The organism is Rhizobium sp. BK212 (assembly GCF_014197475.1).
Classification (GTDB): domain Bacteria; phylum Pseudomonadota; class Alphaproteobacteria; order Rhizobiales; family Rhizobiaceae; genus Rhizobium; species Rhizobium anhuiense.
The window spans coordinates 759,764-780,585 of the sequence record NZ_JACIFS010000003.1 but is presented as its reverse complement, the minus strand read 5'-3'; the positions used below and the strand labels follow the sequence as shown (position 1 = coordinate 780,585).

Sequence of the window (20,822 nt, the reverse complement as noted above, 5' to 3'; positions counted from 1 at the left end):
CAGTTTCATTCTCGCCGCCTACTCCATTGTGCCTATTCATCCGGAACAACAAGGAGTTGCAATAGAGTATAATTCGATGCAGATTTCGTTGATGGTGGGAGGACCTGACAATGACTGCAAAACATGACATGAAGAAGCTCGTGGAGGAAATGTATGCGGTGCGTGATCGCGGGGATGCCGAGGGCACGCTGGCGCTGCTCGGCGAGGGTTGCACCTTTCGCATGGTCGGCAATATGCGGCTGGCGCCCTTCTCAATTGAATCAAGCGGGCATGCCTTCCGCCAGGCGATAACGCAGCTGATCACAGTATGGGATCTTTCGAAGATCAGGACAGCCATCTATGTGGACGAAGACGAGCACATGGTCTTTGCCCACCGCGAAGGCGAGGTCAGGCACATCCCATCGGGCGTGAGCTTCCATACGGAATTCGTCGACAAGATCCATTTCCGGGATGGAAAACCGGTCAAGATCGTCGAATTCGTCGACACGCTGCAAGTGGCCGAGACGAGCCGGATCATCCAGCTCGCTTAAACGGCCTCCAAAGTCCGAGCGCTTCAAAGCGCGTTGTCAAACTTGATTTGGGGTTTGGTGCGGCCGACAGGGCGTCGGCCGTCGTTAAGATTTAGCGCTCAATGCGCTGTCAGTTGCGCGACTTTCCGGACATGGCTGACGGCCGCGGCGCCGCCGGCGGTCTGGGTGAAGAGGTGGAGCGTTTCCTCTTCGTCGTCGGCGACAGGAGTCAGGGCCTGATCCATATAGGTCTTCGACTTGGCATCCCTTGAAATCAGGAATGCCGAAATCGTCAGGCCAATGATCGTGCCGGCGAGCGAGGCATGTTTGCGGAAGGTTTCCCAGGCGAAGCGCGGCCAGAACACCAGCGGATTTTCGCGCGGCAGGTCCGGGCGACGCTCCGACGGCGTCTTCAGGCGCAGCAGGCCGCTTTGCAGTGGATGCACGTTTTCCAGCGGCACGGTGGTCGCGAAGGAGACGAGAACCTTGACGAGCCTTGCAAGCGGGACTCCGGTTGCCACGGCGCGGCGCAGCAGCGTCTTCATATGATCAGGCGAATAATAGAGCGACCAGGCCTCGTGGTAGATGTCTTCCCACTGCTGCTTGCTCATCTTGGGATGCGCGGTGCAGACATGCTCGACATCGTAGATGTTGAGATCGGCATCCATTTCGACGCCCTTCTTCCATAGGACCTGATGGTCCTCGGAGCCCGGCAACGGCGTCAGGATGAAGAATTCGATGACGTCGAGCGGCAGCTCTTCCTGGATGATCGTAATGTCGCGGCGGATCGATTCCGGCGTATCGGCGGGGAATCCCAGGATATAACCGGCAAGCGTCATGATGCCCTGCGCCTTCCAGGCGAGCAGCATCTTGCGGTATTCGGTGATCTTGTTCTGGTTCTTCTTGGCGGCGGTCAGATTGTCCGGATTGACGTTTTCGAGGCCGATGAAGACACGGGTGACGCCGGCGCGCCGGGATTTCTCGATGAAATTCGGGATCTTGTGGCAAAGCGTGTCGACCTGGATCATCAGGCCGAGCGGAATGCCGTCGCGCTCCTTGAGCTCGATCAACCGGTCGAAGATCGCTTCCCAATCCTTGTTGCGGGCGAAATTGTCGTCGGTGATGAAGAATTTGTGGATGCCCTGCGCCCAGTTCATCCGCACCAGCTTTTCGACGTCGTCGGCCGAGCGGAAGCGCGACTTGCGTCCCTGCACGTTGATGATGGTGCAGAACGAGCACTGATAGGGACAGCCGCGTCCGGCATCGAAGCTGGTGCTGAGCCCGAGCGTGCGCTGGATATTGTCCTTCGGCAGGAAGGGAACCGGTGTGCCGCCGATGCCGGGAAGGTCGTTCATGAAATTGTAGAGCGGCTTCAGCTCGCCGGCGGCGGCGTCGCGCAGCACCATGTCGAGCCGGCCCTCGGCCTCGCCGGCAAACATCGAGATGCCCATGTCACGGCAGGCATCGAGCCCGACCGCCTTGCCATCCAGCATCGACAGGCAGCCGGAAACATGGAAGCCGCCGATGGAAACCGGCAGGCCGGCATCGCGGAAGGGCCGGGCGATATCGAGGGCGCGCGGATATTGGTTGGTCTGGACGCCGACAAGCGCGATCATGCCGAAATTATCGTGCCGCTTGAACTGCGCCAGCAGGCCGGCAAAATCGATCCGCGTATTGGTCTCGTCGATCACGGTGATGTCGATCGCCGTATCGTCTCCGAGCACCTTGCGCTCGGCGCATTCAGCGGCGATGCCATAGAGGGCCGCGAGCGAATTGGAGGGAATCATCGCCCGCCACCAGCGGATGACGTAGCCATCATCGTCATAATGCGACGGCTTGATCAGGATCAGCTGAAAACGTCTGCGGGCAGCTTCCAAGACATGGGACAAGAGTATCTATCTTTCTTTAGAAGCTTTTGCCCGAAGGCAAAATGGATTTGAAGGCATCTATCAGGCACGGCGTATCAATGCGATTTAGGCGGTCAAACTAAGGCGTAAAAAAAGGCACGGCGCGCAAACGCTTCGCGAAACTTGTCATTCCTTAATATACTACCCGATATCCAGCAGCAATGCGCGGTGGTCGGAGACCTCAGGCGCCTCGACCACCTCGAATTTGGCAACCTTCACCGCCGGTGTAACCAGCATGTAATCGGCAAAGCGGCCCTGCTTCAGATAGTAGGAGGTTCGTGTGTCTACAAGACCGTTTCCGGTGACGAGATCGGAAAGCCCGAGTCTGGCGAGAGTCGTGAAGGTCGCACTGTCGGGCAGCACGTTGAAATCGCCGCAGACGACGAGCCCTTCGTCGCCGGGCCAGACGCGCTCGATCAGCCCGACCAGCGCTGCGGCCTGCGCCTCGCGCGCCGCCGTGTCACCCTTGCCTGCAGGATCGCGCAGGCCATGCAGGTGGGCGATGGTCACGGAAGAAGCGGGCTCATGGCTGAAGAGACGAATGCAATGGGCGTTTCGCGGCCGCGGATGGTCGCCCCAGCCATCAGCGGAAAAACGGCCATGCACGAAGTCCAGCCCCTGGGCGATGACGGAATGGGTTTTGCGCACAAAGGTCGCCAGCCCGAATTCGGCGGCAATGGCGGTATCGCCGTTGAAGAGCTCGCCTCTCGATGTCGGGCAGAAGAAGCCGTCATGGCCGGGCAGGGCGGCGCTGAGCTCCGTGAATAGATTGAAGCGCTGTGGCAGCTCCAGCCCTGCATCCCGATAGATCGACCATCCGCAGCCCGCACCCGGCGCCCGCAGCACCTCCTGCAGGCACAGCACATCTGGATCTGTCTGCCTGACATAGCCGATCAGGGCCTCATGCAGCCTGCCGCCCCACGCGTTCAGCGAAATGATGCGCAATGTCGTTCGGCTCCGTTGGCGGCCGGATCTGCTGTCTACGCTGCGAGTTTTAGAGTTCCGACTTGATGTCGCCCATCCGGTTCCAGGCATCGAGGCCGGCGATCTTGTAGGCTTCGGCAAGCGTTGGATAGTTGAAGGTGTTTTCGACGAAATATTCGACCGTCCCTTTGAGATTGAGCACCGCCTGGCCGATATGGACCAGCTCGGTGGCGCCTTCGCCGACGATATGCACGCCGAGCAGACGGCGAGTCTTCAGCGAGAAGATCAGCTTCAAAAGGCCGGTGTCGAGGCCCATTATATGCCCGCGCGAGGTTTCGCGGAAGCGGGCGATGCCGCATTCATAGGGAATGCCGCGCTCCTTCATCTCCTCTTCAGTCAGGCCGCAGGTCGAAATCTCCGGCACGGCATAGATGCCGTAGGGGAAATATTTCGGCGGCTCCTTGGCGACCGCGCCGATCGCGACGCGGGCGGCGATGCGGCCCTGTTCCATCGAGGTCGAGGCAAGGCTCGGAAAGCCGACGACGTCGCCGGCGGCGTAGACGTTGGCAACCGAAGTCTGGAACGTCTCCGGATTGACCTTGAGACGGCCTCGGCTATCGGCTTCGAGGCCGATGGCCGGAAGGTTCAGTGCGTCAGTCGCCCCCATGCGGCCGGCGGCGAAAAGCACCATGTCGGTCGTCAGGCGCCGGCCACTGTCGAGCGTCAGCTCGACCTTGCCGTTGTCGAGCGTCTCAACCTTGTCGGCCTTCTGGCCGAGCAGCAGCTTCATGTTGCGGTCACGCAGCTGATAGGTGAAGTCCTCGACGATTTCCTTGTCGATGAAGTCGAGCATCGTCGCCTTCGGGTCGATGACGGTGACGGCCGTGTCGAGCGCGCTGAAGATCGTCGCATATTCGATGCCGATGACGCCGGCGCCGATGACGACCATCGATCGCGGCAACTCCTGGATGTCGAGCAACTCGTCGCTGTCGAGTACAGTCTTGCCGTCGAAAGGTATGTAATCGGGACGGAACGGCTTTGTGCCGACGGCGAGCAGTACGCTGGCGGCGGTGACCTGCGTGGTCTCGCCGTCATCCTTGATCACCTGCAGCGTCGACGCATCGATGAAGCTCGCCTTGCCGCGAATGTGCTGCACGCGGTTGCGGGCGAACTGGTGTTCCAGCACCTCGACCTCGTGGTTCAGCGTGATCAGCAGGCGGCGGCGCAAATCATCTGCGCTGATCTCTTCCTTGACGCGGTAAGACCGGCCGTAGAAACCGCGTTCGCGCCAGCCGGAGAGGTTGAGCGCGGTCTCGCGCAGCGTTTTGGAGGGGATGGTGCCGGTATGGACGGACACGCCTCCGACGCGTTTGCCCTGCTCGATGACAAGCACTTTCTTGCCGAGTTTTGCAGCCTGGATGGCGCCGCGGCGCCCTGCGGGACCGCTGCCCACCACAACGAGATCGTACTGAAGCATCATCAAGCCCCGGATTGGAAAGGAATCATTTTGCGACGCAAAATGTCGCCCGTCCATCGTTAGCCGGTCAATGTTACAGATTGTTTTACGGCCGCCTGATTGGTCCTGACGGGCGCTTTTTCGGGCAAGTGAGCCCTTCGGGAAACAGCTTTACGCCATGATGTCGGCGCGCGACGGTTTTCATGCGCGGGTGATGTAGTCCGCGGAAATATCGCTGACCTTGGTAACGCCGAGCAACGCCATATTGCTGTGTAGTTCCGTCTTCAGGATGTCCGCCGCCTTAAGCACGCCCGGTAACCCCGCGACGGCTGCGGCATAAAGGAACGGCCTGCCCACGAACACGAAACGGGCCCCGAGCGCGAGAGCCTTCATGATATCAGTTCCACGCCTGAAACCGCCATCGACCATGACGGCAACGCTGTCTCCGACACGTGCTGCAATCTCCGGAAGCACCTGAAGCGGTGAAGCGGTGCCGTCAAGCTGGCGGCCGCCATGGTTGGAGACGATCACTCCATCCGTCCCGGTGTCGGCAGCCCGGGCCGCGTCGTCAGGATGCATGATCCCCTTGACCACAAGTTTGCCGGACCACCTGTTGCGTATCCGCTCCAAATGATTCCAGTTGAGGTGGTCGCGCCTGCCGAAATCGCGCGTGACGTTCGAGGAGATGATCGGCGCGCCTCTTGTGGCATAGGAATTTTCAAAATGCGGAATGCCGTGCCGAACGATCGTGCGCAAGAATGTGCCGGTGGTCCAACGCGGGTGCGAGATGCCCTGCCATGCCAGGCGCAGACCTGGACGCAAAGGCGTCGAAAATCCGGCCCTTACATTGTTTTCCCGATTTGGCAGCGTGGCTGTGTCCACGGTCAGCAGAAGTGTGCGCAAGCCGGCGGCGCCGACGCGATCGATCAGAGCATCGATACGATCGGGTTCGCCGGGGAGATAGGCCTGAAACCACGCTTGTGGCGAAACCGCAGCGATCTCTTCCAAGGGGATAAGTGAGGAACCGCTTATGATCATCGGGATTCCCGACTGGTCCGCTCCCCGCGCGAGCACGATGTCACCTCGATAGGCCATCAGCGCGCTGATACCCATCGGCGCGATGCCGAATGGTGCGGCATGGGTCTTGCCGAAGAGGCTCGTCTCGGTGCTGCGTTTCGAGACGTCCCGAAGGACACGAGGCCGGAAGGCATAGGCCTGGAAAGCTTCCGCGTTATGCCGCAGCGACGCATTGGTCTCGGTCGCGCCGGCGATATAACCGAACAGAGGCTTTGGCAGATGTCGCCGCGCCTTCATTTCAAAATCATCGAGGCAGAGCACGTCGCGGCAGAGCCGGGTCGATCGATCGGTGTTGCCGCTGCGGATCGTCATGGAGCTTCATCTTCTCGGTATTTCGGGCGGGCATTGTTCAGACATGGTGGTTGCAGGATTGCATACAATCCCGCACGACCAACTGCTGTCAACTCCAGCATTCCGCAGTCTTCCCACGCCGATGGGCCGCCGCAGGATCGACGTGCGGCGGCCTTGCACCTCGTCGGCGGTCGGTCCTGGCTTTTGTTCAGATCAGCTTCAGCCCCTTCAGGCTGACATGGCCGTCCTTGCCGATGATGACATGGTCGTGAACGGTGATATCGAGCGCCTTGGCGGCATCGATGATCACCTTCGTCATGTCGATGTCGGCGCGCGACGGTGTCGGGTCGCCGGAGGGGTGGTTGTGGACGAGGATCATCGCCGTTGCCGAAAGCTCCAGCGCGCGTTTCACCACCTCACGCGGATAGACCGGCGTGTGGTCGACCGTGCCGCGCCCTTGCACCTCATCGGCGATCAGCACATTGCGTTTGTCGAGAAAGAGGATGCGAAACTGTTCGCGGGTTTCGTGCGCCATGGCGGCATGGCAATACTGGATGACCGAAGACCACGAGGACAGGACCTGTTTGCTCCTGAGCTCGCTCTTCAGGGTCCGATGGGTCACAGTCGAGATCAGCTTCAGGTCGAGCGCCACGGCCTCGCCGACGCCCTTCACCTCCGTCAGCAGCGCTGCTGGCGCACCGAAGACGCCGGAAAGCGAGCCGAATCGCTCGATCAGCGCCTTGGCGATCGGCTTGGTATCACGCCGCGGGATCAGCCGGAAAAGCAAGAGCTCGAGGATTTCGTAGTCGGCAAGCGCGGTGTCGCCCAGTTCGCGGAAGCGGTCACGCAACCGCTCGCGATGACCATGATAATGTTATTGCGCGGCGAGCGAGGCGGGCAGGGCGGTCCTGCCATTCGCCGCGGACGGCTTTTGCGGTCGTCCGCCGAAGAACGAGCGTTCGTCGGCGGCAATGGGCTCTTGCGTTGGGAAAGGCAACTCGTCGTCGGAAGATGTCGCAACAGGTCCCTTCGCCATCGGATCGTTACCCGTTGTGCGACGGCAGGCCCGGGCGGTCGAGCCCGCCCGGCGACAGCGTGAAGATCTCGCAGCCATCGGAGGTGACGCCGACCGTATGTTCGTACTGGGCCGAAAGCGAGCGGTCGCGGGTCACCGCCGTCCAGCCGTCGGCCAGCACCTTCACATGCGGTCGGCCGAGGTTGATCATCGGCTCGATGGTGAAGATCATGCCTTCGCGCAGTTCCGGCCCCTCATTGGCGCGGCCGTAATGCAGGATGTTCGGCGAATCATGGAACAGCCGGCCGACACCGTGGCCGCAGAAATCGCGCACCACCGAACAGCGCTCGGCCTCGGCATAGGTCTGGATCGCCTCGCCGATCGCGCCGGTGCGGGCGCCCGGCCTGACGGCTGATATGCCGCGCATCAGCGATTCATAGGTGACCTCGAGCAGGCGCTCGGCGGCGCGCTTGATCGTGCCAACAGGATACATCCGGCTCGAATCGCCGTGCCAGCCGTCGAGCACGAAGGTAACGTCGATATTGACGATATCGCCTTCGCGCAGCGGCTTGTCGTTCGGAATGCCATGGCAGACGACGTGATTGATCGAGGTGCAGGTCGATTTGGTATAGCCGCGATAGTTCAGCGTCGCCGGATAGGCGCCGTGCTCCAGACCGAAATCGAAGACGAATCGGTCGATCTCATCGGTCAGCATGCCGGGTTTGACGATGTCGGCAAGCGCATCGAGGCAGCGCGCGGTCAGCTGGCATGCCCTGCGCATACCCTCGAATGCTTCAGCGTCATAAAGCCGGATGGCGCCGGTATTCTTCGGCGGCGCGGAAGAGGCTTCGATATAGTTCACCATTGCAGGGCCTTAGCGGAGATTATTAGATTTGTTCATAATGCAGCTATGCCGGGTTCGTCCATCGCGATCAACCGCCAGGACGAGATTTCTGACCGGATCGGATCCGTTTGGCGTGCAGCTTTCCAAATCGGTCCGAGGCCAAATCGTTGGACCGGATGGAATATCCACAATCTTCCCAAGGGGATAGGATTGATTGCCTGAAATCTCCCCGTTACTCACCGATTGGTGACAGCGGGGAAGGGGCATTCATGCTGAACGAAGCGATTAATCTTGAGATCTTACCGGAGGCCGCCGGCGAGCCGGAACGGCGCGTGCGTGATCGCGGCGCCACCGAACGCGCCATCCTTGCCGCCGCCAAGGGTCTGCTGGCCGAGCAAGGCTTCCAGAATTTCGGCATCAACGCGGTCGCCCGCCGCGCCGGCTGCGACAAGCAGCTGATCTATCGCTACTATGGCGGCCTCGACGGCCTGGTCGAAGCGATCGGCGCCGATCTCGGCACATGGGTGAAGGATCGCATTCCGGAAGACACCGGCGGCATGTTCCTGCTCACCTATGGCGACCTGATGGAGCGGCTGTCGCTTCTTCTTCTCGATGCCTTGAGAGATGATCCGTTGATGCGCCGCATCCTCGCCTGGGAAATATCGGAAAACACCGAGCAGGTGAGGCGGCTGTCCGAAGCGCGTTCGAAGGCGCTCGCTCTCTGGCTGGAGCGCATGCGCGGCTCGCTGGCGCCGCCGAAGGGCGTGGATGCAGCAGCCGTCAACGCCGTCGTCATCGCGGCGATCCAGCACCTCGTGCTCGCTGCTGCAGCCGGCGGGCAGTGCGCCGGCCTGTCGCTGCAGACATCCAAGGATTGGGAAAAGGCGGCGACGGCGCTGAAGCGCATCGTGCGCGGCGTCTACGGTTGAGATCTGCTCATCCACAGGGGGCGGGTTTCGCGTTAACCTTAACAAATGGTTTACGTTGCGCGGGCCTGGTTAAGCCGACAGTGTGGCGGTGAGCAGAGATGGTATGAGTGAGAGTGCCCGAGTTGACGCCCATGGGAACGAAGATCGCTAAAGCCGCGTTTCTGGTGACGGCGATGATGTTTTTCGCAGTCCTGGCGCTGGATATTGCAATTCCGACGCTGGTGCTTTGCATCATGGCATTGTCAACCTGGTTGGTCTCCCTCGATCTGCCCGTCGCGCGCAAGCATGGAGGAGAGGCCGCATGAAGTGGTTTCTGATCTTCTGGGCCGGCCCCATCGTCTTTCTGGGCGGATGGTACTGGCTCTCCTATTACGACATGAATTTCGGCATCTTCATGCTGTCGCGGCAGGTCCATGACCTGACGTTCGAGCTTTACGGAAAGGCGCTCGGCATTCCGCCGGAGACGATCCCACCGCTCGTGGCCCGCGCGATCGCGGTCGACAGCCTCGTCGTCTTTGCCATCCTCGGCTTCAGAAAGCGCAAGTCGATCATCGCCTGGTGGACGGCGCGTCAAGCGCTGAATTCGTCTCCCGACCTTGCCAGCAAGGAAAGCCTGTCGAGCGCGCCCTGAAGGATGAAACTTGCCGCGGCCGAATCGATCCGTTCGGCCCGCTTGGCGCGCGAGACGTCCATTTCGAGCAGCGTCCGTTCGGCCGCGACCGTGGAAAGCCGCTCGTCCCAATAGACGAAGGGCAGCGCCGTCTTCTGCTCCATGTTGCGCACGAAGGCGCGCGTCGCCTGTACGCGCGGACCCGCCGATCCGTCCATATTCATCGGCAGGCCGATGATGAAGCCTGCGACCTTTTCCGATTGTGCAAAGTCCAGCAGCGCCTGCGCATCGATGGTGAACTTGACGCGCCGGATCACCGTGCGCGGCGTGGCGAAGCGCCGCCCGAGATCGGACATCGACAGCCCGATCGTCTTGGTGCCGAGATCGAGGCCGGCAATCGCCTGTCGCGGGGCAAGCGTCTCGGCCATTTCCTCGATCGTCAGCACCGTCATCGCCATGTCATCCCGTCAAAAGAAATTGAAGTCGCCGCCGCTTTTCTTTGCGGCCGCATAAGATATGTCCTTAGAGCATGATGTTGAAAAGCGTGAGCGCTTTTCGGACCTGTTTTTACATCACGTAATAAAGGAGACATTTCATGAAGATCACCTGGCTCGGCCATTCCGCCTTCCGCATCGAGACATCAAAGGCGAAGATCCTGCTCGACCCGTTCCTCAGCTATAACGCCTCCTTTTCCGGCCAGGATATCAAGGATGTTTCGGCAGGCGTCACCCACATCCTGCTGACCCATGGCCATGGCGATCACGTCGGCGACACCGTGGCGCTTGCCAAGGAAACCGGCGCCGTCGTTCTCGCCAATGCCGATCTCGCCGCCTGGCTCGGCTCCAAGGGTGTCGACAAGATCGAGATGGGCAATACCGGCGGCACGATCGCGCTCGGCAGCTTCTCGGCGACCTTCACCAATGCGCTGCACTCATCTGCCCAGATCACCGAAGACGGCGTCTCGCACGCGCTCGGCAACGCCAACGGCCTGATGCTGCACTTCGACGACGAAGCCTCGATCCTTGCCATGGGCGATACCGACATCTTCTCCGACATGGCGCTGATCAATGAATTGCACCAGCCCGATATCGGCCTCGTGCCGGTCGGCGACCGCTTCACCATGGGTGGCGCGGTGGCGGCACTCGCCTGCCGGCGTTATTTCAACTTCAAGACCGCGATCCCCTGCCACTATGGCACCTTCCCGATCATCGACCAGACGGCCGAAAAATTCGTTGCCGGCATGGAGGGATCGCAGACGGATGTGAAGGCGATCAAGCCCTCCGAGAGCCTGTCGATCTAGCAAAACCCCGTTGCGTAAGGCGGACATGGCCTTTATAGCGGGTAGGAAAAATCCTATCCGGAGAATGCCATGTCCGTCGATCTTGCCACCGTGAAGCGCGTCGCCCGCCTTGCCCGTATTGCCGTCTCCGAGGATGAGGCAAATCGCATGGTCGGCGAGCTGAACGGTATCCTTGGCTTCGTCGAGCAACTCTCCGAGGTGAATGTCGATGGCGTCGAGGCGATGACGTCAGTCACCCCGATGGCGATGAAGAAGCGGAGCGATGAGGTGACCGACGGCGGCAAGGCGGCCGATATCGTCGCCAATGCGCCCGTCACCGATCATAATTTTTTCCTGGTGCCGAAAGTCGTCGAATAAGGCTTCGAAGCCTCTTTCCGACCCTGTTGCCATTTCCAGATCTGAAGCGAAAACACGATGAGCGAACTCACCAGCCTGACCATTGCCGAAGCCCGCCAGAAGCTGCGCGCCAAGGAAATCACCGCGACCGAACTGACCGAAGCCTATATCTCGGCGATCGATGCGGCCAATGGTCAGCTGAATGCCTACATAAAGGTCACGCCGGATCTCGCCCGCCTCATGGCGAAGAATTCCGACGCGCGCATCGCCGCCGGCAAGGCGGGCGATCTCGAAGGCATTCCGCTCGGCATCAAGGATCTCTTTGCCACCGTCGGTGTGCACACCCAGGCCTGCAGCCACATTCTCGATGGTTTCGAGCCCCGTTATGAATCGACCGTGACGCAGAACCTCTGGGATGACGGCGCCGTCATGCTCGGCAAGCTTAACATGGACGAGTTCGCCATGGGCTCCTCCAACGAGACGTCGTATTACGGCGCGGTCATCAACCCCTGGCGCTCCGCGGGTTCCAACCAGCAGCTCGTGCCCGGTGGCTCCTCCGGCGGCTCGGCCGCAGCCGTCGCCGCTCACCTTTGCGCCGGCGCTACCGCGACCGATACCGGCGGCTCGATCCGCCAGCCGGCAGCCTTCACCGGCACCGTCGGCATCAAGCCGACCTATGGCCGCTGCTCGCGCTGGGGCACCGTCGCTTTCGCTTCCTCGCTCGACCAGGCGGGCCCGATCGCCCGCGACGTGCGCGATGCCGCCATCCTTTTGAAGTCGATGGCAAGCGTCGATGCCAAGGACACGACGTCGGTCGATCTGCCGGTGCCGGATTATGAAGCCGCGATCGGCCAGTCGCTGAAGGGCATGAAGATCGGTATTCCCAACGAATACCGCGTCGATGGCATGCCGGATGAGATCGAAGCCATCTGGCGCCAGGGCATCACCTGGCTGAAGGAAGCCGGCGCTGAAATCGTCGACATCTCGCTGCCGCACACCAAATACGCCCTTCCGGCCTATTACATCGTCGCGCCCGCCGAGGCATCCTCGAACCTCGCCCGTTACGACGGCGTGCGCTACGGCCTGCGTGTCGACGGCAAGGATATCGTCGACATGTACGAGAAGACGCGTGCCGCAGGCTTCGGCAAGGAAGTCAAGCGCCGCATCATGATCGGCACCTATGTGCTGTCCGCCGGCTACTACGACGCCTATTACATCCGCGCCCAGAAGGTTCGCACGCTGATCAAGCGCGATTTCGAACTCGCCTTCGACGCCGGCGTCGACGCCATCCTGACGCCGGCGACACCGTCGTCGGCATTCGGCGTCGCCGATGAGAACCTCGCCGCCGATCCGGTGAAGATGTATCTGAACGACATCTTCACCGTGACGGTCAACATGGCGGGCCTGCCCGGCATCGCCGTGCCGGCCGGCCTCGACCAGAAGGGGCTGCCGCTCGGTCTGCAGCTGATCGGCAAGCCCTTTGATGAGGAAACCCTCTTCAAGACCGCCCATATCATCGAGCAGGCGGCCGGCCGGTTTACGCCCGCCAAGTGGTGGTAACCGACTTAACGATCCATTTGCGCCGATCGCAAGGCGGTCGGCGCCCGGCCTTTTTCCTGATCGACAGGCCATTTTTTCATATTTGTTCCTTCGAGCCGGAACTCAGCGCCTCTCTGTTGTCCGTAACCATCATTCAGTCGATCTGACGGAGGCCGGTGCGAACTTGTTGGCTAACGCTGATAAGACCTGCTGTCGATGAGGAGGACTTCCCGCTCGTTGATATGTCCGTGAAGGAACTTCGTATCTTTAGGGATCGGTATCAGGCCGCAAAATCGGTGCATGTTGACCTCGCGCCAGATGCTCGAACAGTTGACGCGTGATGGGTTGGAGTTCTTGAACGGCTTGAGAGCACAGCAGAAGTCGTCGCGTCGCCCAGGCGTCAGTGAGTCTGACAAATGCGATCGGCATGGTGCGACGGCAGCGGCGCGCGGCGATCTCGGGAACAATGCCGAAACCCACGCCATCCGCCGCCATCCTGCAAATGCCTTCAAAGGTTCTGAGATGCACGCGCGGCTGCAACCTGTGGCCCGCGCGCGCCGCGTGGTCATCGACATGCTGCTGAAGAGCACCTGCAAAGCCGATCTGGTCTTCGCCGAGGAGTTGAGAAAAGGCGATCCGCCTTTCCCTGGCCATGGGGTGAGTGCTCGACATGACGGCGACGAGACGATCGACCGCAAATGGCGATGTTGTCAGCGGTGAAGTCTCGATCGCGTCGGAGACAATCCCAATCTCCGCCAGTCCGCCTGCTATTGCCTTGACGATCTCGGAACTCGGTCGCTCGGAGAGATTGACGTCGATGCGGGGATGCGCCGCCAGCCACGGTCCAAGACGGCCGGGTAGGAATTCGGCCATTGCCGCCGTATTGGCGAAGAGCCTGATCGTGGCCCGGACTCCCCGCGCATGCTCTGACAATTCCGCCTGCATCGCTGCCACCTGGTGCAAAACGAGACGGGCATGATGCGCCAAGGCTTCTCCGGCCCGCGTCGCGCTGACGCCCCGCCGCCCGCGATCCAGAAGCGATACGCCGCCGGATGCTTCCATCTCACGGAGTCGCTCGCTTGCCGCAGCCAAAGAAAGATTGGCCGCCGAAGCGCCATGCGTGATGCTGCCAGCCTCCACAACGGCGAGAAAGAGACGTAAATCTGCAAGATCGAAGCGCATGGCGCAAAGATAACACACAGTCAGGCTTCGGAAAAACCGAAGCCTAACGATGGAAGTTCCCGATTGTGGCCAAGCGTCGTATTGCTCTAAGTGGCAGCATGGAGCAGATCAATTTCACCACTGTCACAATCGCCGTCATTTTCTTTGTTGCCGGTTTCGTCAAAGGCGTCACGGGCATGGGCTTGCCCACAGTGGCCATGGGTGCACTCGGCGCGCTCCTTAATCCATTGACGGCGGCCGCGCTGCTGCTCGCGCCATCCTTCGTCACGAATGTTTGGCAGCTTCTTGCCGGTCCACGATTTGGGGCGCTTCTGCTGCGACTGTGGCCCATGATGGCGATGATCGTCATTGGCACGCTGGCCGGCTCCACCCTGCTTGCAGGCGGTAATGCCGGCCGCACCACGATGGCTCTCGGGCTCGCGCTGGTCTTCTACTCAGCCTACACGCTCCTTGCTCATCAGCACCGCGTGCCCTCCCATTGGCAGCCTTGGGCATCGCCTCTGGTTGGGCTGGCAACGGGCGTAATGACAGGTGCTACGGGCGTATTCGTCATTCCCGCCGTTCCGTATCTTCAGGCGCTCGGTTTCGAGCGGGACGAACTGGTTCAGGCATTGGGCCTATCCTTCAGCATTTCGACCATTGCGCTTGCTATCGCCCTTCTCTCCCATGGGACTCTGCCAATCAGCGCACTGACGACGTCGGTGCTTGCCGTCATCCCCGCCCTAGTTGGCATGGTGGCTGGGCAGGCGGTCCGCATGCGGATCAGTCAAGATGTCTTTCGGCGTGGATTTCTCGTCTGTCTCCTGATTCTGGGACTGGAAATGGCGCTTCGGCCGCTTCTGTCGCAATGACCGCTTGTGGTGGCACGAGTTGGATGTCAGTTGCTGACAACCCGGTCACGCTGCGTCTGAAGGACCTCGGGGGCCTTGAAACCCTTGCCGGCAAGGCAGGTCACCTGACCATTTGCTTCGCGACTGAAGAAGGCGGGTGCCGTCTCGGATTTCGAGGCGGCGCCTGTTATAGAAAGAAGACTTTGCGGGGAGGGCCTCATGCCGAACAAGGATCTTGCGCGATTGATCGAGGCAGCTGATCGCCTCGCTGCCGGTGGGTTCACTATGGGCGCTGATTGGCAGGCGGTACACGAAATCTGCCAGCGCCACGAAGGTGAACAGCCGTTCGACTGGGGTCACGCGCTCTGCCATCGCATCGAAGGCGACGACTGGAATGCCGACTACTGGTATCGTCGCGCTGGAAAGAGACGAGGCGCCGGCTCGATGGCCGACGAGTGGTCGGCGATGCGGACGGAACTCTCTGCAAAGGCTGGAGGCTAACACCCTGACTACGCCGGTTGGAGCATAGTCAGGGTGGGTTGCCCGATTACCTGTTATTTAGTTGCGACCTGACCAGCCTCAGTCCTTTTTCGGTGATCCGGTAGGGTTGGCCGCTCGAGGACTTGATGGCCCTCAGCTGCTTCAGCCTGCGGAAGAGATCGAGATCGACGCCGGGATAGAGCCAGCCATCGCGGGTGAAGCAACTGACTGCCTCGATCTTCCTGTTGTCGTCGCGAGAAATTTCGATGCGGCCGCCTTGGGCCATGAGATGCAGGATGCGCTGCTCCGTGCGAGAAATGTCCATGTGTTGAGATCCGGTATCGCGCCCGGCAGGGCGCACAAAAACGATCTGGCGTTCATTCGAACGTCAGGGCTTCGTTTTTTTCGGGCCCATGCGCGCAAGAAAACTTGCGGGCAGGGCCTTTACCGGGTCTCAGGCAGGCTCAACATAAAACACCTCGATAAGCTTTATTATTCAGCCGGGAAAATTCGGTCAAGAGCGTGCTCTCAGGTTAAAACCGGTCGAAAACCGCAATTTCCAACCATCATCTCCTTGGAGCCACTGGTAAATTTCGCGACTCAATGGTCTAGTTGAGGGGTAACGCGGAGGTGTCGTTGATCCACATTCGCAATGCCCGCGACGGTGAAGCGGAGCTATTGAGCGAGATCGGGCTCAGGGCCTGGCAAAATGCGATGGCGTCGATCGGCGAATCGGACGCGATGATCGATGCAGCGCGCAACGCCTTTCGGAACTTCGTGGAAAACGACTGGCTGACCATCACCGTCGTCGAGCAGAACGGCCAGGTGGCAGGCTGGGCGGCGCGCGAGCGATTGGACGAAACCATCTCGGATTTCTGGATCGATCCTGCCTTCACCCGCCAGGGGCTTGGTTCGGCGCTTCTCGTCCGCATCGAAAAGGAAATCTCCGATCAGGGCTTCGAGAAGGCGGCGATGCAGACCCATTCCGGCAATAGCGAGGCGATCGGCTTCTTCCGGAAACACGGCTATAGCATCCACTGGCTCTCGGTCGCCTATAATCCGAAGCTCGATCGCGATGTGCCCTCGGTCGGACTGACAAAACAGCTCGTTTCCGATGGCGGCGGATACGGGCAGGAATTCTGACGTTTGAAAGGTGCTGCAGGAGGCGGAGGATTGCTTACGGCCGCCGGGCGTGGTTCTCGGCTCATAGCGGGCTATTCGGACGTCACGCAAAAATTGTTGCCTTCGGGATCATTCAATACGCTGTAGGCATCCGTCTCGCGGACGAATGTCGCCCCGAGGGATAGGAGCCGTTCCACTTCTTTTTGCCGATCCGGGGCGGCGATATCGAGATGAACACGGTTGCGGGCGGGACGCTCTCCCTGGCGAAGGTGGAAGCAGAGGCGTGTTCCGGGACCATCGACCATCACCGTCGGATCCGTTTCCGGTGTCAGCCCCAATGCGGCAAGGCGGGCCAGCTCGGCATCGTCATAAGGCATCACTTCGTAGCCATCGAGCGCCGCCGCCCAGAAACGAGCAACTCGCCAGGGATTGTCGCAGTCGATGACGATTTCTTTCAGCCTTGCCATGGCGCTTCTAAAACTTGTCGGATCGACGCTCGGAGACGCGCTCAGCGATCGCCCCGCCGATGGCCGGCAGCAATGCGAAAAGCACGAGCTGTGGTGTTCCCCGCAACGTCAACAGACCGGAAATAGTGAGCGCGAGCAGTAATCCCGCCAGCGTCCCGACCAGATAGGGCAGATAACCCTTCAATAGCGCCTCCCTATCGCGATGGCCAAAATCCAAGCGCATTTGGACTGAAGATAGAGATCACTATGGTATCGACAACTGGGGCGGTCAGAATTCGTGTCGATCGCTCGGCTTATGCCGATGTCGCCGTCCGTGGTGCAGACGGCCTCTCGCCCCAGACAGAAGCCGCCGACGGCAACTCTTGCACAAGGGAAAGCCTTGCACCGCTACGCCATTTCCGTTACCTCACCAGTGGAAAAGAACAGCCTGCAAAGAGTATCAGATGACCCTTGTCGACGTCCGCACGCCTGATCCGAAACGCTTCATCCCCGGCGCCACCGGCGACTGGGAAGTCATCGTCGGCATGGAAGTCCATGCCCAGGTGCTGTCCAATTCGAAGCTCTTCTCCGGCGCCTCGACGGAATTCGGCAAGCCGCAGAATTCGAACGTCTCGCTGGTCGACGCCGCCATGCCCGGCATGCTGCCCGTCATCAACGAGGAATGCGTCAAGCAGGCGGTGCGCACCGGCCTCGGCCTGAAGGCCGAGATCAACAAGCGCTCGGTCTTCGACCGCAAGAACTATTTCTATCCCGACCTGCCGCAAGGCTATCAGATCTCGCAGTTCAAGGATCCGGTCGTCGGCGAGGGTAAGATCGTCATTTCGCTTGGGCCGGACCGCCAGGGCCAGTTCGAGGATATCGAGATCGGCATCGAGCGCCTGCATCTGGAACAGGATGCCGGCAAGTCGATGCATGACCAGCATGCGACCATGTCCTATGTCGACCTGAACCGTTCCGGCGTCGCGCTGATGGAGATCGTCTCAAAGCCCGACATGCGCTCGTCCGACGAGGCCAAGGCCTATATGACCAAGCTGCGCTCGATCGTGCGCTATCTCGGCACCTGCGACGGCAACATGGACGAAGGTTCGATGCGCGCCGACGTCAACGTCTCGGTCCGCCGTCCGGGCGAGGGTTTCGGCACGCGCTGCGAAATCAAGAACGTCAACTCCATCCGCTTCATCGGCCAGGCGATCGAATATGAAGCCCGACGCCAGATCGGCATTCTGGAGGAGGGCGGCACGATCGATCAGGAGACCCGCCTCTTCGACCCGAACAAAGGCGAGACGCGCTCCATGCGCTCCAAGGAGGATGCGCACGACTATCGTTACTTCCCCGATCCGGACCTGCTGCCGCTCGAATTCGACGATGCCTTCATCAAGGCGCTCGAAGCCGATCTTCCCGAGCTGCCCGACGACAAGAAGGAGCGTTTCGTGCGCGAGCTCGGCCTGTCGATCTATGACGCTTCGGTGCTCGTCTCCGAGAAGGCGATTGCCGATTATTTCGAAGCGGTCGCCGCAGGCCGTGACGGCAAGACGGCGGCAAACTGGGTGATCAACGATCTGCTCGGCGCCTTGAACCGCACCGGCAAGGATATCGAGGAGACGCCGGTTTCGCCGGCCCAGCTCGGCGCCATCATCGATCTCATCAAGGCGGGAACCATCTCCGGCAAGATCGCCAAGGATCTCTTCGAGATCGTGCTCACCGAAGGTGGCGATCCCGCCCAGATCGTCGAGACGCGCGGCATGAAGCAGGTGACGGATACCGGCGCGATCGAGAAGGCCGTTGACGAGATCATCGCCGCCAATCCCGATCAGGTCGAAAAGGTCAAGGCGAAGCCGACCATGGCGGCATGGTTCGTCGGCCAGGTGATGAAGGCGACCGGCGGCAAAGCCAATCCGCAGGCTGTCCAGGCCCTCGTCAAGGCGAAGCTCGGCATCGAGGAATAAGCGGTGTACTTCGTCCGCACCGCCGGCGAACGCGACGTGGAGAAGGTGCGCGCCCTGCTGGCGGAGAGCTTTCATGCTACCTATGACGACATCCATGGCGCAGCCAAGGTGGATGATCTCATCGCCCATCTCTTTGCGGCGGCGGCGCTGAAGGCGCGGCTGGCGCGAAAGGATGCCGAATTCCTCGTTGCCGATGACGGCCGCAATATTGGCGGCATGGGTTATGCGGCAATGTCGCAGCAATTGACGAAGACGGTCATGCTGCATCTCCTCTACGTCAGGCCGGCGCTGCAGCGCCAAGGTATCGGCCGTGATATCTTCGCCGAGCTCGAAACCTGTTTTCCGGATGCGGAGATCATGCGTCTCGAAGTCGAACCGCAGAATGCAGCGGCGATCGCCTTCTATCTCACGCACGGCTTCACCGAGGTCGGCCGCAACGAGAACAGTGGGGCCGGGCAATCCGGCATTCCCGCGCTGATCTTCGAAAAACCGCTCGAAGGGCATTGAGGCCGTGGCGGGGGAATTGCCCGACATACTCATTCGTCAGGCGCGCAAAGAGGATCTGCCGGCGCTCGTGGCAATCTTTGCCGCCGATGCGCTCGGCGGTCATGGCGATACCACGGAAGCTGAAGCCTTCCCGGATTATGCCAGGGCCTTTGCCGCAATCGAAGCTTCGCCAGACCAGATGCTTTACGTTGCAGAGCGCGGCGGTGAGGTGGTTGGCACGTTCCAGACGATGGTGACGACGTCGCTGACCAGCCGTGGCTCCTCGGCGATGATTATCGAGGCGGTGCAGACGCGGGCCGATCTGCGCGGGCAGGGGATCGGTGCCGCGATGATCGAATTCGCCATTGCCGAGGCAAAAGGCCGCGGCATGCGGCTGGTGCAGCTGACCTCGAATGCCCTGCGTAGGGATGCCCACCGTTTCTACGAAAGGCTGGGCTTCAGGGCCTCGCATCTGGGCTTCAAGATGGCTTTGAAATGACCCGTGGCTGTCGTGGAATCGCTGGACAATTCGGCTTCGCGACGGCATAAGCGAGGGAATGAATTCTGGTTTGGCCCGCACCCGGCGGGCACAAGGAAAAGACATGTGGAATCTTCTGGTTCAAACCTTCACCTGGTGGAACAGTCAGACGATGGGCACGCGTTTTGCGACCTGGCGTTTTGGCAAGCGTGTCGGCGAGGATGAATTCGGTAACGTCTATTACGAAGGCGGCATGTCTTCCTACGGTCTGCCGAAGCGCTGGGTGATCTACAAGGGTTATGCCGAAGCCTCCGCCATTCCGCCGGGCTGGCATGGCTGGATGCATCATCGCACCGACGTTCCCCCGTCCAAGGAAAACTACGTCGCCAAGGAATGGCAGAAGGGGCATCGCCCCAACCTCACCGGTTCGCCGCAGGCTTACCGTCCGCCGGGCTCCATCGCCGTTCCGGGTGAGCGGCCGCGCGTCACCGGCGATTACGACGCCTGGACGCCCGGCAACTGAGACGGCTCGAACGGGCAATCCCAGGCCCGGCTTTTGGCCACAATTGACCTTTACCCGCAGGTTGGCCGCGCTTGACCGCGGCCGTGAACTGAAAATGTCTGGAGACGGGTACATGAAGCTCTTCACGCGGAACATGGTGCTGCGTGCCGCCGGATCGCTGCTGGCGCTTTTGGCCCTGCTTCCGCCGGTTGCGGCAAATGCCGCACGCATCGAAAATCCGGTTGCCGTCTTCTCCGGCCTCGACAAGATCACCGGCCGCATCACGACCTTCGACGTCTATGTCAACGAGACGGTACAGTTCGGCGCGCTGCAGGTGACGCCGAAAGCCTGCTATTCGCGCGACCAGGCGGAGGCGCAGAAGATCGACGGTTTCGTCGAGGTCGACGAGATCACCCTCGACCGCAAGATCCGCCGCATCTTCACCGGCTGGATGTTCGCCGCCAGCCCCGGCCTCAATGCCGTCGAGCACCCGATCTACGACGTCTGGCTGAAGGACTGCAAGACGAGCTCGGACGTCCCGGCGCCTGACGGCGCCAAGGCGACAGCCCGCTAACGCGACCTGACGGCCGCG

The 20,822-nt window shown here is 60.9% G+C and carries 25 protein-coding genes and 1 pseudogene; 15 read left to right on the top strand and 11 right to left on the bottom strand.

All coding sequences use genetic code 11. The annotated features are described in order from the left end of the window. Nucleotides 1-110 precede the first annotated feature (110 nt). Nucleotides 111-530 carry a ketosteroid isomerase gene (locus FHT79_RS13850; protein WP_097594610.1) on the top strand — a complete coding sequence of 140 codons (420 nt, stop codon included), beginning with the start codon at nucleotides 111-113 and terminating at the stop codon, nucleotides 528-530. A gap of 98 nt (nucleotides 531-628) precedes the next feature. On the opposite strand, the gene FHT79_RS13845 is transcribed toward FHT79_RS13850, so the two are convergent. The 6 genes and pseudogenes from FHT79_RS13845 to map form a co-directional block, all read right to left on the bottom strand. Beyond that, nucleotides 629-2,398, bottom strand: coding sequence for a radical SAM protein (locus tag FHT79_RS13845; protein WP_097594609.1), 1,770 nt, complete (start codon nucleotides 2,396-2,398; stop codon nucleotides 629-631). Nucleotides 2,399-2,557: 159 nt separating this feature from the next. Continuing rightward, the gene (locus tag FHT79_RS13840; protein WP_097594608.1) at nucleotides 2,558-3,361 is read right to left on the bottom strand and encodes an endonuclease/exonuclease/phosphatase family protein; all 804 of its coding nucleotides are present in this window, start codon (nucleotides 3,359-3,361) and stop codon (nucleotides 2,558-2,560) included. Nucleotides 3,362-3,410: 49 nt separating this feature from the next. Beyond that, nucleotides 3,411-4,817 (bottom strand): Si-specific NAD(P)(+) transhydrogenase, encoded by a 1,407-nt coding sequence (gene sthA / locus FHT79_RS13835; RefSeq protein ID WP_047615374.1) that lies wholly within the window; start codon nucleotides 4,815-4,817, stop codon nucleotides 3,411-3,413. A 180-nt stretch (nucleotides 4,818-4,997) separates the two neighbouring features. Continuing rightward, complete coding sequence (locus tag FHT79_RS13830; protein WP_097594607.1) at nucleotides 4,998-6,185, bottom strand: alpha-hydroxy acid oxidase; 1,188 nt, start codon at nucleotides 6,183-6,185, stop codon at nucleotides 4,998-5,000. A gap of 187 nt (nucleotides 6,186-6,372) precedes the next feature. Beyond that, a pseudogene (gene radC, locus FHT79_RS13825) lies at nucleotides 6,373-7,200 on the bottom strand (DNA repair protein RadC). 7 nt (nucleotides 7,201-7,207) lie between these two features. After that, on the bottom strand, nucleotides 7,208-8,044 hold the full coding sequence (gene map, locus FHT79_RS13820) for a type I methionyl aminopeptidase (RefSeq protein WP_063475469.1): 837 nt from the start codon (nucleotides 8,042-8,044) through the stop codon (nucleotides 7,208-7,210). Nucleotides 8,045-8,292: 248 nt separating this feature from the next. On the opposite strand from map, the gene FHT79_RS13815 reads away from it, so the two are divergent. The 3 genes from FHT79_RS13815 (at nucleotide 8,293) to FHT79_RS13805 (ending at nucleotide 9,583) form a co-directional block, all read left to right on the top strand. Further along, the gene (locus FHT79_RS13815; RefSeq protein ID WP_097594606.1) at nucleotides 8,293-8,952 is read left to right on the top strand and encodes a TetR/AcrR family transcriptional regulator; all 660 of its coding nucleotides are present in this window, start codon (nucleotides 8,293-8,295) and stop codon (nucleotides 8,950-8,952) included. Between the two features lie 131 nt (nucleotides 8,953-9,083). Further along, nucleotides 9,084-9,257 carry a hypothetical protein gene (locus FHT79_RS13810; protein ID WP_003539039.1) on the top strand — a complete coding sequence of 58 codons (174 nt, stop codon included), beginning with the start codon at nucleotides 9,084-9,086 and terminating at the stop codon, nucleotides 9,255-9,257. Next, on the top strand, nucleotides 9,254-9,583 hold the full coding sequence (locus FHT79_RS13805) for a DUF6105 family protein (protein ID WP_063475471.1): 330 nt from the start codon (nucleotides 9,254-9,256) through the stop codon (nucleotides 9,581-9,583). The genes FHT79_RS13810 and FHT79_RS13805 overlap by 4 nt, the downstream gene beginning before the upstream one ends. Here the strand turns inward: FHT79_RS13805 and ruvX are convergent. Further along, nucleotides 9,523-10,014 carry a Holliday junction resolvase RuvX gene (gene ruvX / locus FHT79_RS13800; protein ID WP_063475658.1) on the bottom strand — a complete coding sequence of 164 codons (492 nt, stop codon included), beginning with the start codon at nucleotides 10,012-10,014 and terminating at the stop codon, nucleotides 9,523-9,525. The two genes, FHT79_RS13805 and ruvX, sit on opposite strands and share 61 nt — an antisense overlap. A gap of 143 nt (nucleotides 10,015-10,157) precedes the next feature. Between ruvX and FHT79_RS13795 the strand changes: the two genes are divergently transcribed. From FHT79_RS13795 to gatA, 3 genes are all read left to right on the top strand, one after another. Further along, on the top strand, nucleotides 10,158-10,862 hold the full coding sequence (locus tag FHT79_RS13795; RefSeq protein ID WP_063475472.1) for a metal-dependent hydrolase: 705 nt from the start codon (nucleotides 10,158-10,160) through the stop codon (nucleotides 10,860-10,862). Between the two features lie 69 nt (nucleotides 10,863-10,931). Next, on the top strand, nucleotides 10,932-11,219 hold the full coding sequence (gene gatC / locus FHT79_RS13790) for an Asp-tRNA(Asn)/Glu-tRNA(Gln) amidotransferase subunit GatC (RefSeq protein WP_047614828.1): 288 nt from the start codon (nucleotides 10,932-10,934) through the stop codon (nucleotides 11,217-11,219). 57 nt (nucleotides 11,220-11,276) lie between these two features. Continuing rightward, nucleotides 11,277-12,758 (top strand): Asp-tRNA(Asn)/Glu-tRNA(Gln) amidotransferase subunit GatA, encoded by a 1,482-nt coding sequence (gene gatA / locus FHT79_RS13785; protein ID WP_097594604.1) that lies wholly within the window; start codon nucleotides 11,277-11,279, stop codon nucleotides 12,756-12,758. A gap of 246 nt (nucleotides 12,759-13,004) precedes the next feature. Here gatA and FHT79_RS13780 read toward each other — a convergent pair whose 3' ends face one another. After that, on the bottom strand, nucleotides 13,005-13,919 hold the full coding sequence (locus FHT79_RS13780; RefSeq protein ID WP_097594603.1) for a LysR substrate-binding domain-containing protein: 915 nt from the start codon (nucleotides 13,917-13,919) through the stop codon (nucleotides 13,005-13,007). A 98-nt stretch (nucleotides 13,920-14,017) separates the two neighbouring features. Here FHT79_RS13780 and FHT79_RS13775 point away from each other — a divergent pair, with 98 nt between their 5' ends. Then, on the top strand, nucleotides 14,018-14,770 hold the full coding sequence (locus FHT79_RS13775) for a sulfite exporter TauE/SafE family protein (RefSeq protein ID WP_097594683.1): 753 nt from the start codon (nucleotides 14,018-14,020) through the stop codon (nucleotides 14,768-14,770). A 198-nt stretch (nucleotides 14,771-14,968) separates the two neighbouring features. Further along, nucleotides 14,969-15,250 carry a hypothetical protein gene (locus FHT79_RS13770; protein ID WP_063475475.1) on the top strand — a complete coding sequence of 94 codons (282 nt, stop codon included), beginning with the start codon at nucleotides 14,969-14,971 and terminating at the stop codon, nucleotides 15,248-15,250. Nucleotides 15,251-15,296: 46 nt separating this feature from the next. Here FHT79_RS13770 and FHT79_RS13765 read toward each other — a convergent pair whose 3' ends face one another. Beyond that, nucleotides 15,297-15,554 carry a YjhX family toxin gene (locus FHT79_RS13765; RefSeq protein WP_047614835.1) on the bottom strand — a complete coding sequence of 86 codons (258 nt, stop codon included), beginning with the start codon at nucleotides 15,552-15,554 and terminating at the stop codon, nucleotides 15,297-15,299. A gap of 311 nt (nucleotides 15,555-15,865) precedes the next feature. Here FHT79_RS13765 and FHT79_RS13760 point away from each other — a divergent pair, with 311 nt between their 5' ends. Next, complete coding sequence (locus FHT79_RS13760; RefSeq protein WP_047615690.1) at nucleotides 15,866-16,372, top strand: GNAT family N-acetyltransferase; 507 nt, start codon at nucleotides 15,866-15,868, stop codon at nucleotides 16,370-16,372. 71 nt (nucleotides 16,373-16,443) lie between these two features. On the opposite strand, the gene FHT79_RS13755 is transcribed toward FHT79_RS13760, so the two are convergent. After that, a complete protein-coding gene (locus tag FHT79_RS13755; protein ID WP_047614836.1) occupies nucleotides 16,444-16,818 on the bottom strand; it encodes a VOC family protein in 375 nt (124 codons plus the stop codon). Between the two features lie 7 nt (nucleotides 16,819-16,825). Beyond that, on the bottom strand, nucleotides 16,826-17,002 hold the full coding sequence (locus FHT79_RS13750) for a hypothetical protein (protein ID WP_165932246.1): 177 nt from the start codon (nucleotides 17,000-17,002) through the stop codon (nucleotides 16,826-16,828). Nucleotides 17,003-17,261: 259 nt separating this feature from the next. Here FHT79_RS13750 and gatB point away from each other — a divergent pair, with 259 nt between their 5' ends. From gatB to FHT79_RS13725, 5 genes are all read left to right on the top strand, one after another. Further along, nucleotides 17,262-18,764 (top strand): Asp-tRNA(Asn)/Glu-tRNA(Gln) amidotransferase subunit GatB, encoded by a 1,503-nt coding sequence (gene gatB, locus FHT79_RS13745; RefSeq protein WP_097594601.1) that lies wholly within the window; start codon nucleotides 17,262-17,264, stop codon nucleotides 18,762-18,764. 3 nt (nucleotides 18,765-18,767) lie between these two features. Then, nucleotides 18,768-19,271, top strand: coding sequence for a GNAT family N-acetyltransferase (locus FHT79_RS13740; RefSeq protein ID WP_097594600.1), 504 nt, complete (start codon nucleotides 18,768-18,770; stop codon nucleotides 19,269-19,271). A gap of 4 nt (nucleotides 19,272-19,275) precedes the next feature. Further along, nucleotides 19,276-19,749 (top strand): GNAT family N-acetyltransferase, encoded by a 474-nt coding sequence (locus tag FHT79_RS13735; RefSeq protein ID WP_063475479.1) that lies wholly within the window; start codon nucleotides 19,276-19,278, stop codon nucleotides 19,747-19,749. 103 nt (nucleotides 19,750-19,852) lie between these two features. Then, complete coding sequence (locus FHT79_RS13730) at nucleotides 19,853-20,251, top strand: NADH:ubiquinone oxidoreductase subunit NDUFA12 (RefSeq protein ID WP_047614845.1); 399 nt, start codon at nucleotides 19,853-19,855, stop codon at nucleotides 20,249-20,251. 112 nt (nucleotides 20,252-20,363) lie between these two features. After that, entirely contained in the window at nucleotides 20,364-20,804 is a 441-nt protein-coding gene (locus FHT79_RS13725) for a DUF2155 domain-containing protein (protein ID WP_097594599.1), read from the top strand. The last annotated feature ends 18 nt before the right edge of the window (nucleotides 20,805-20,822 follow it).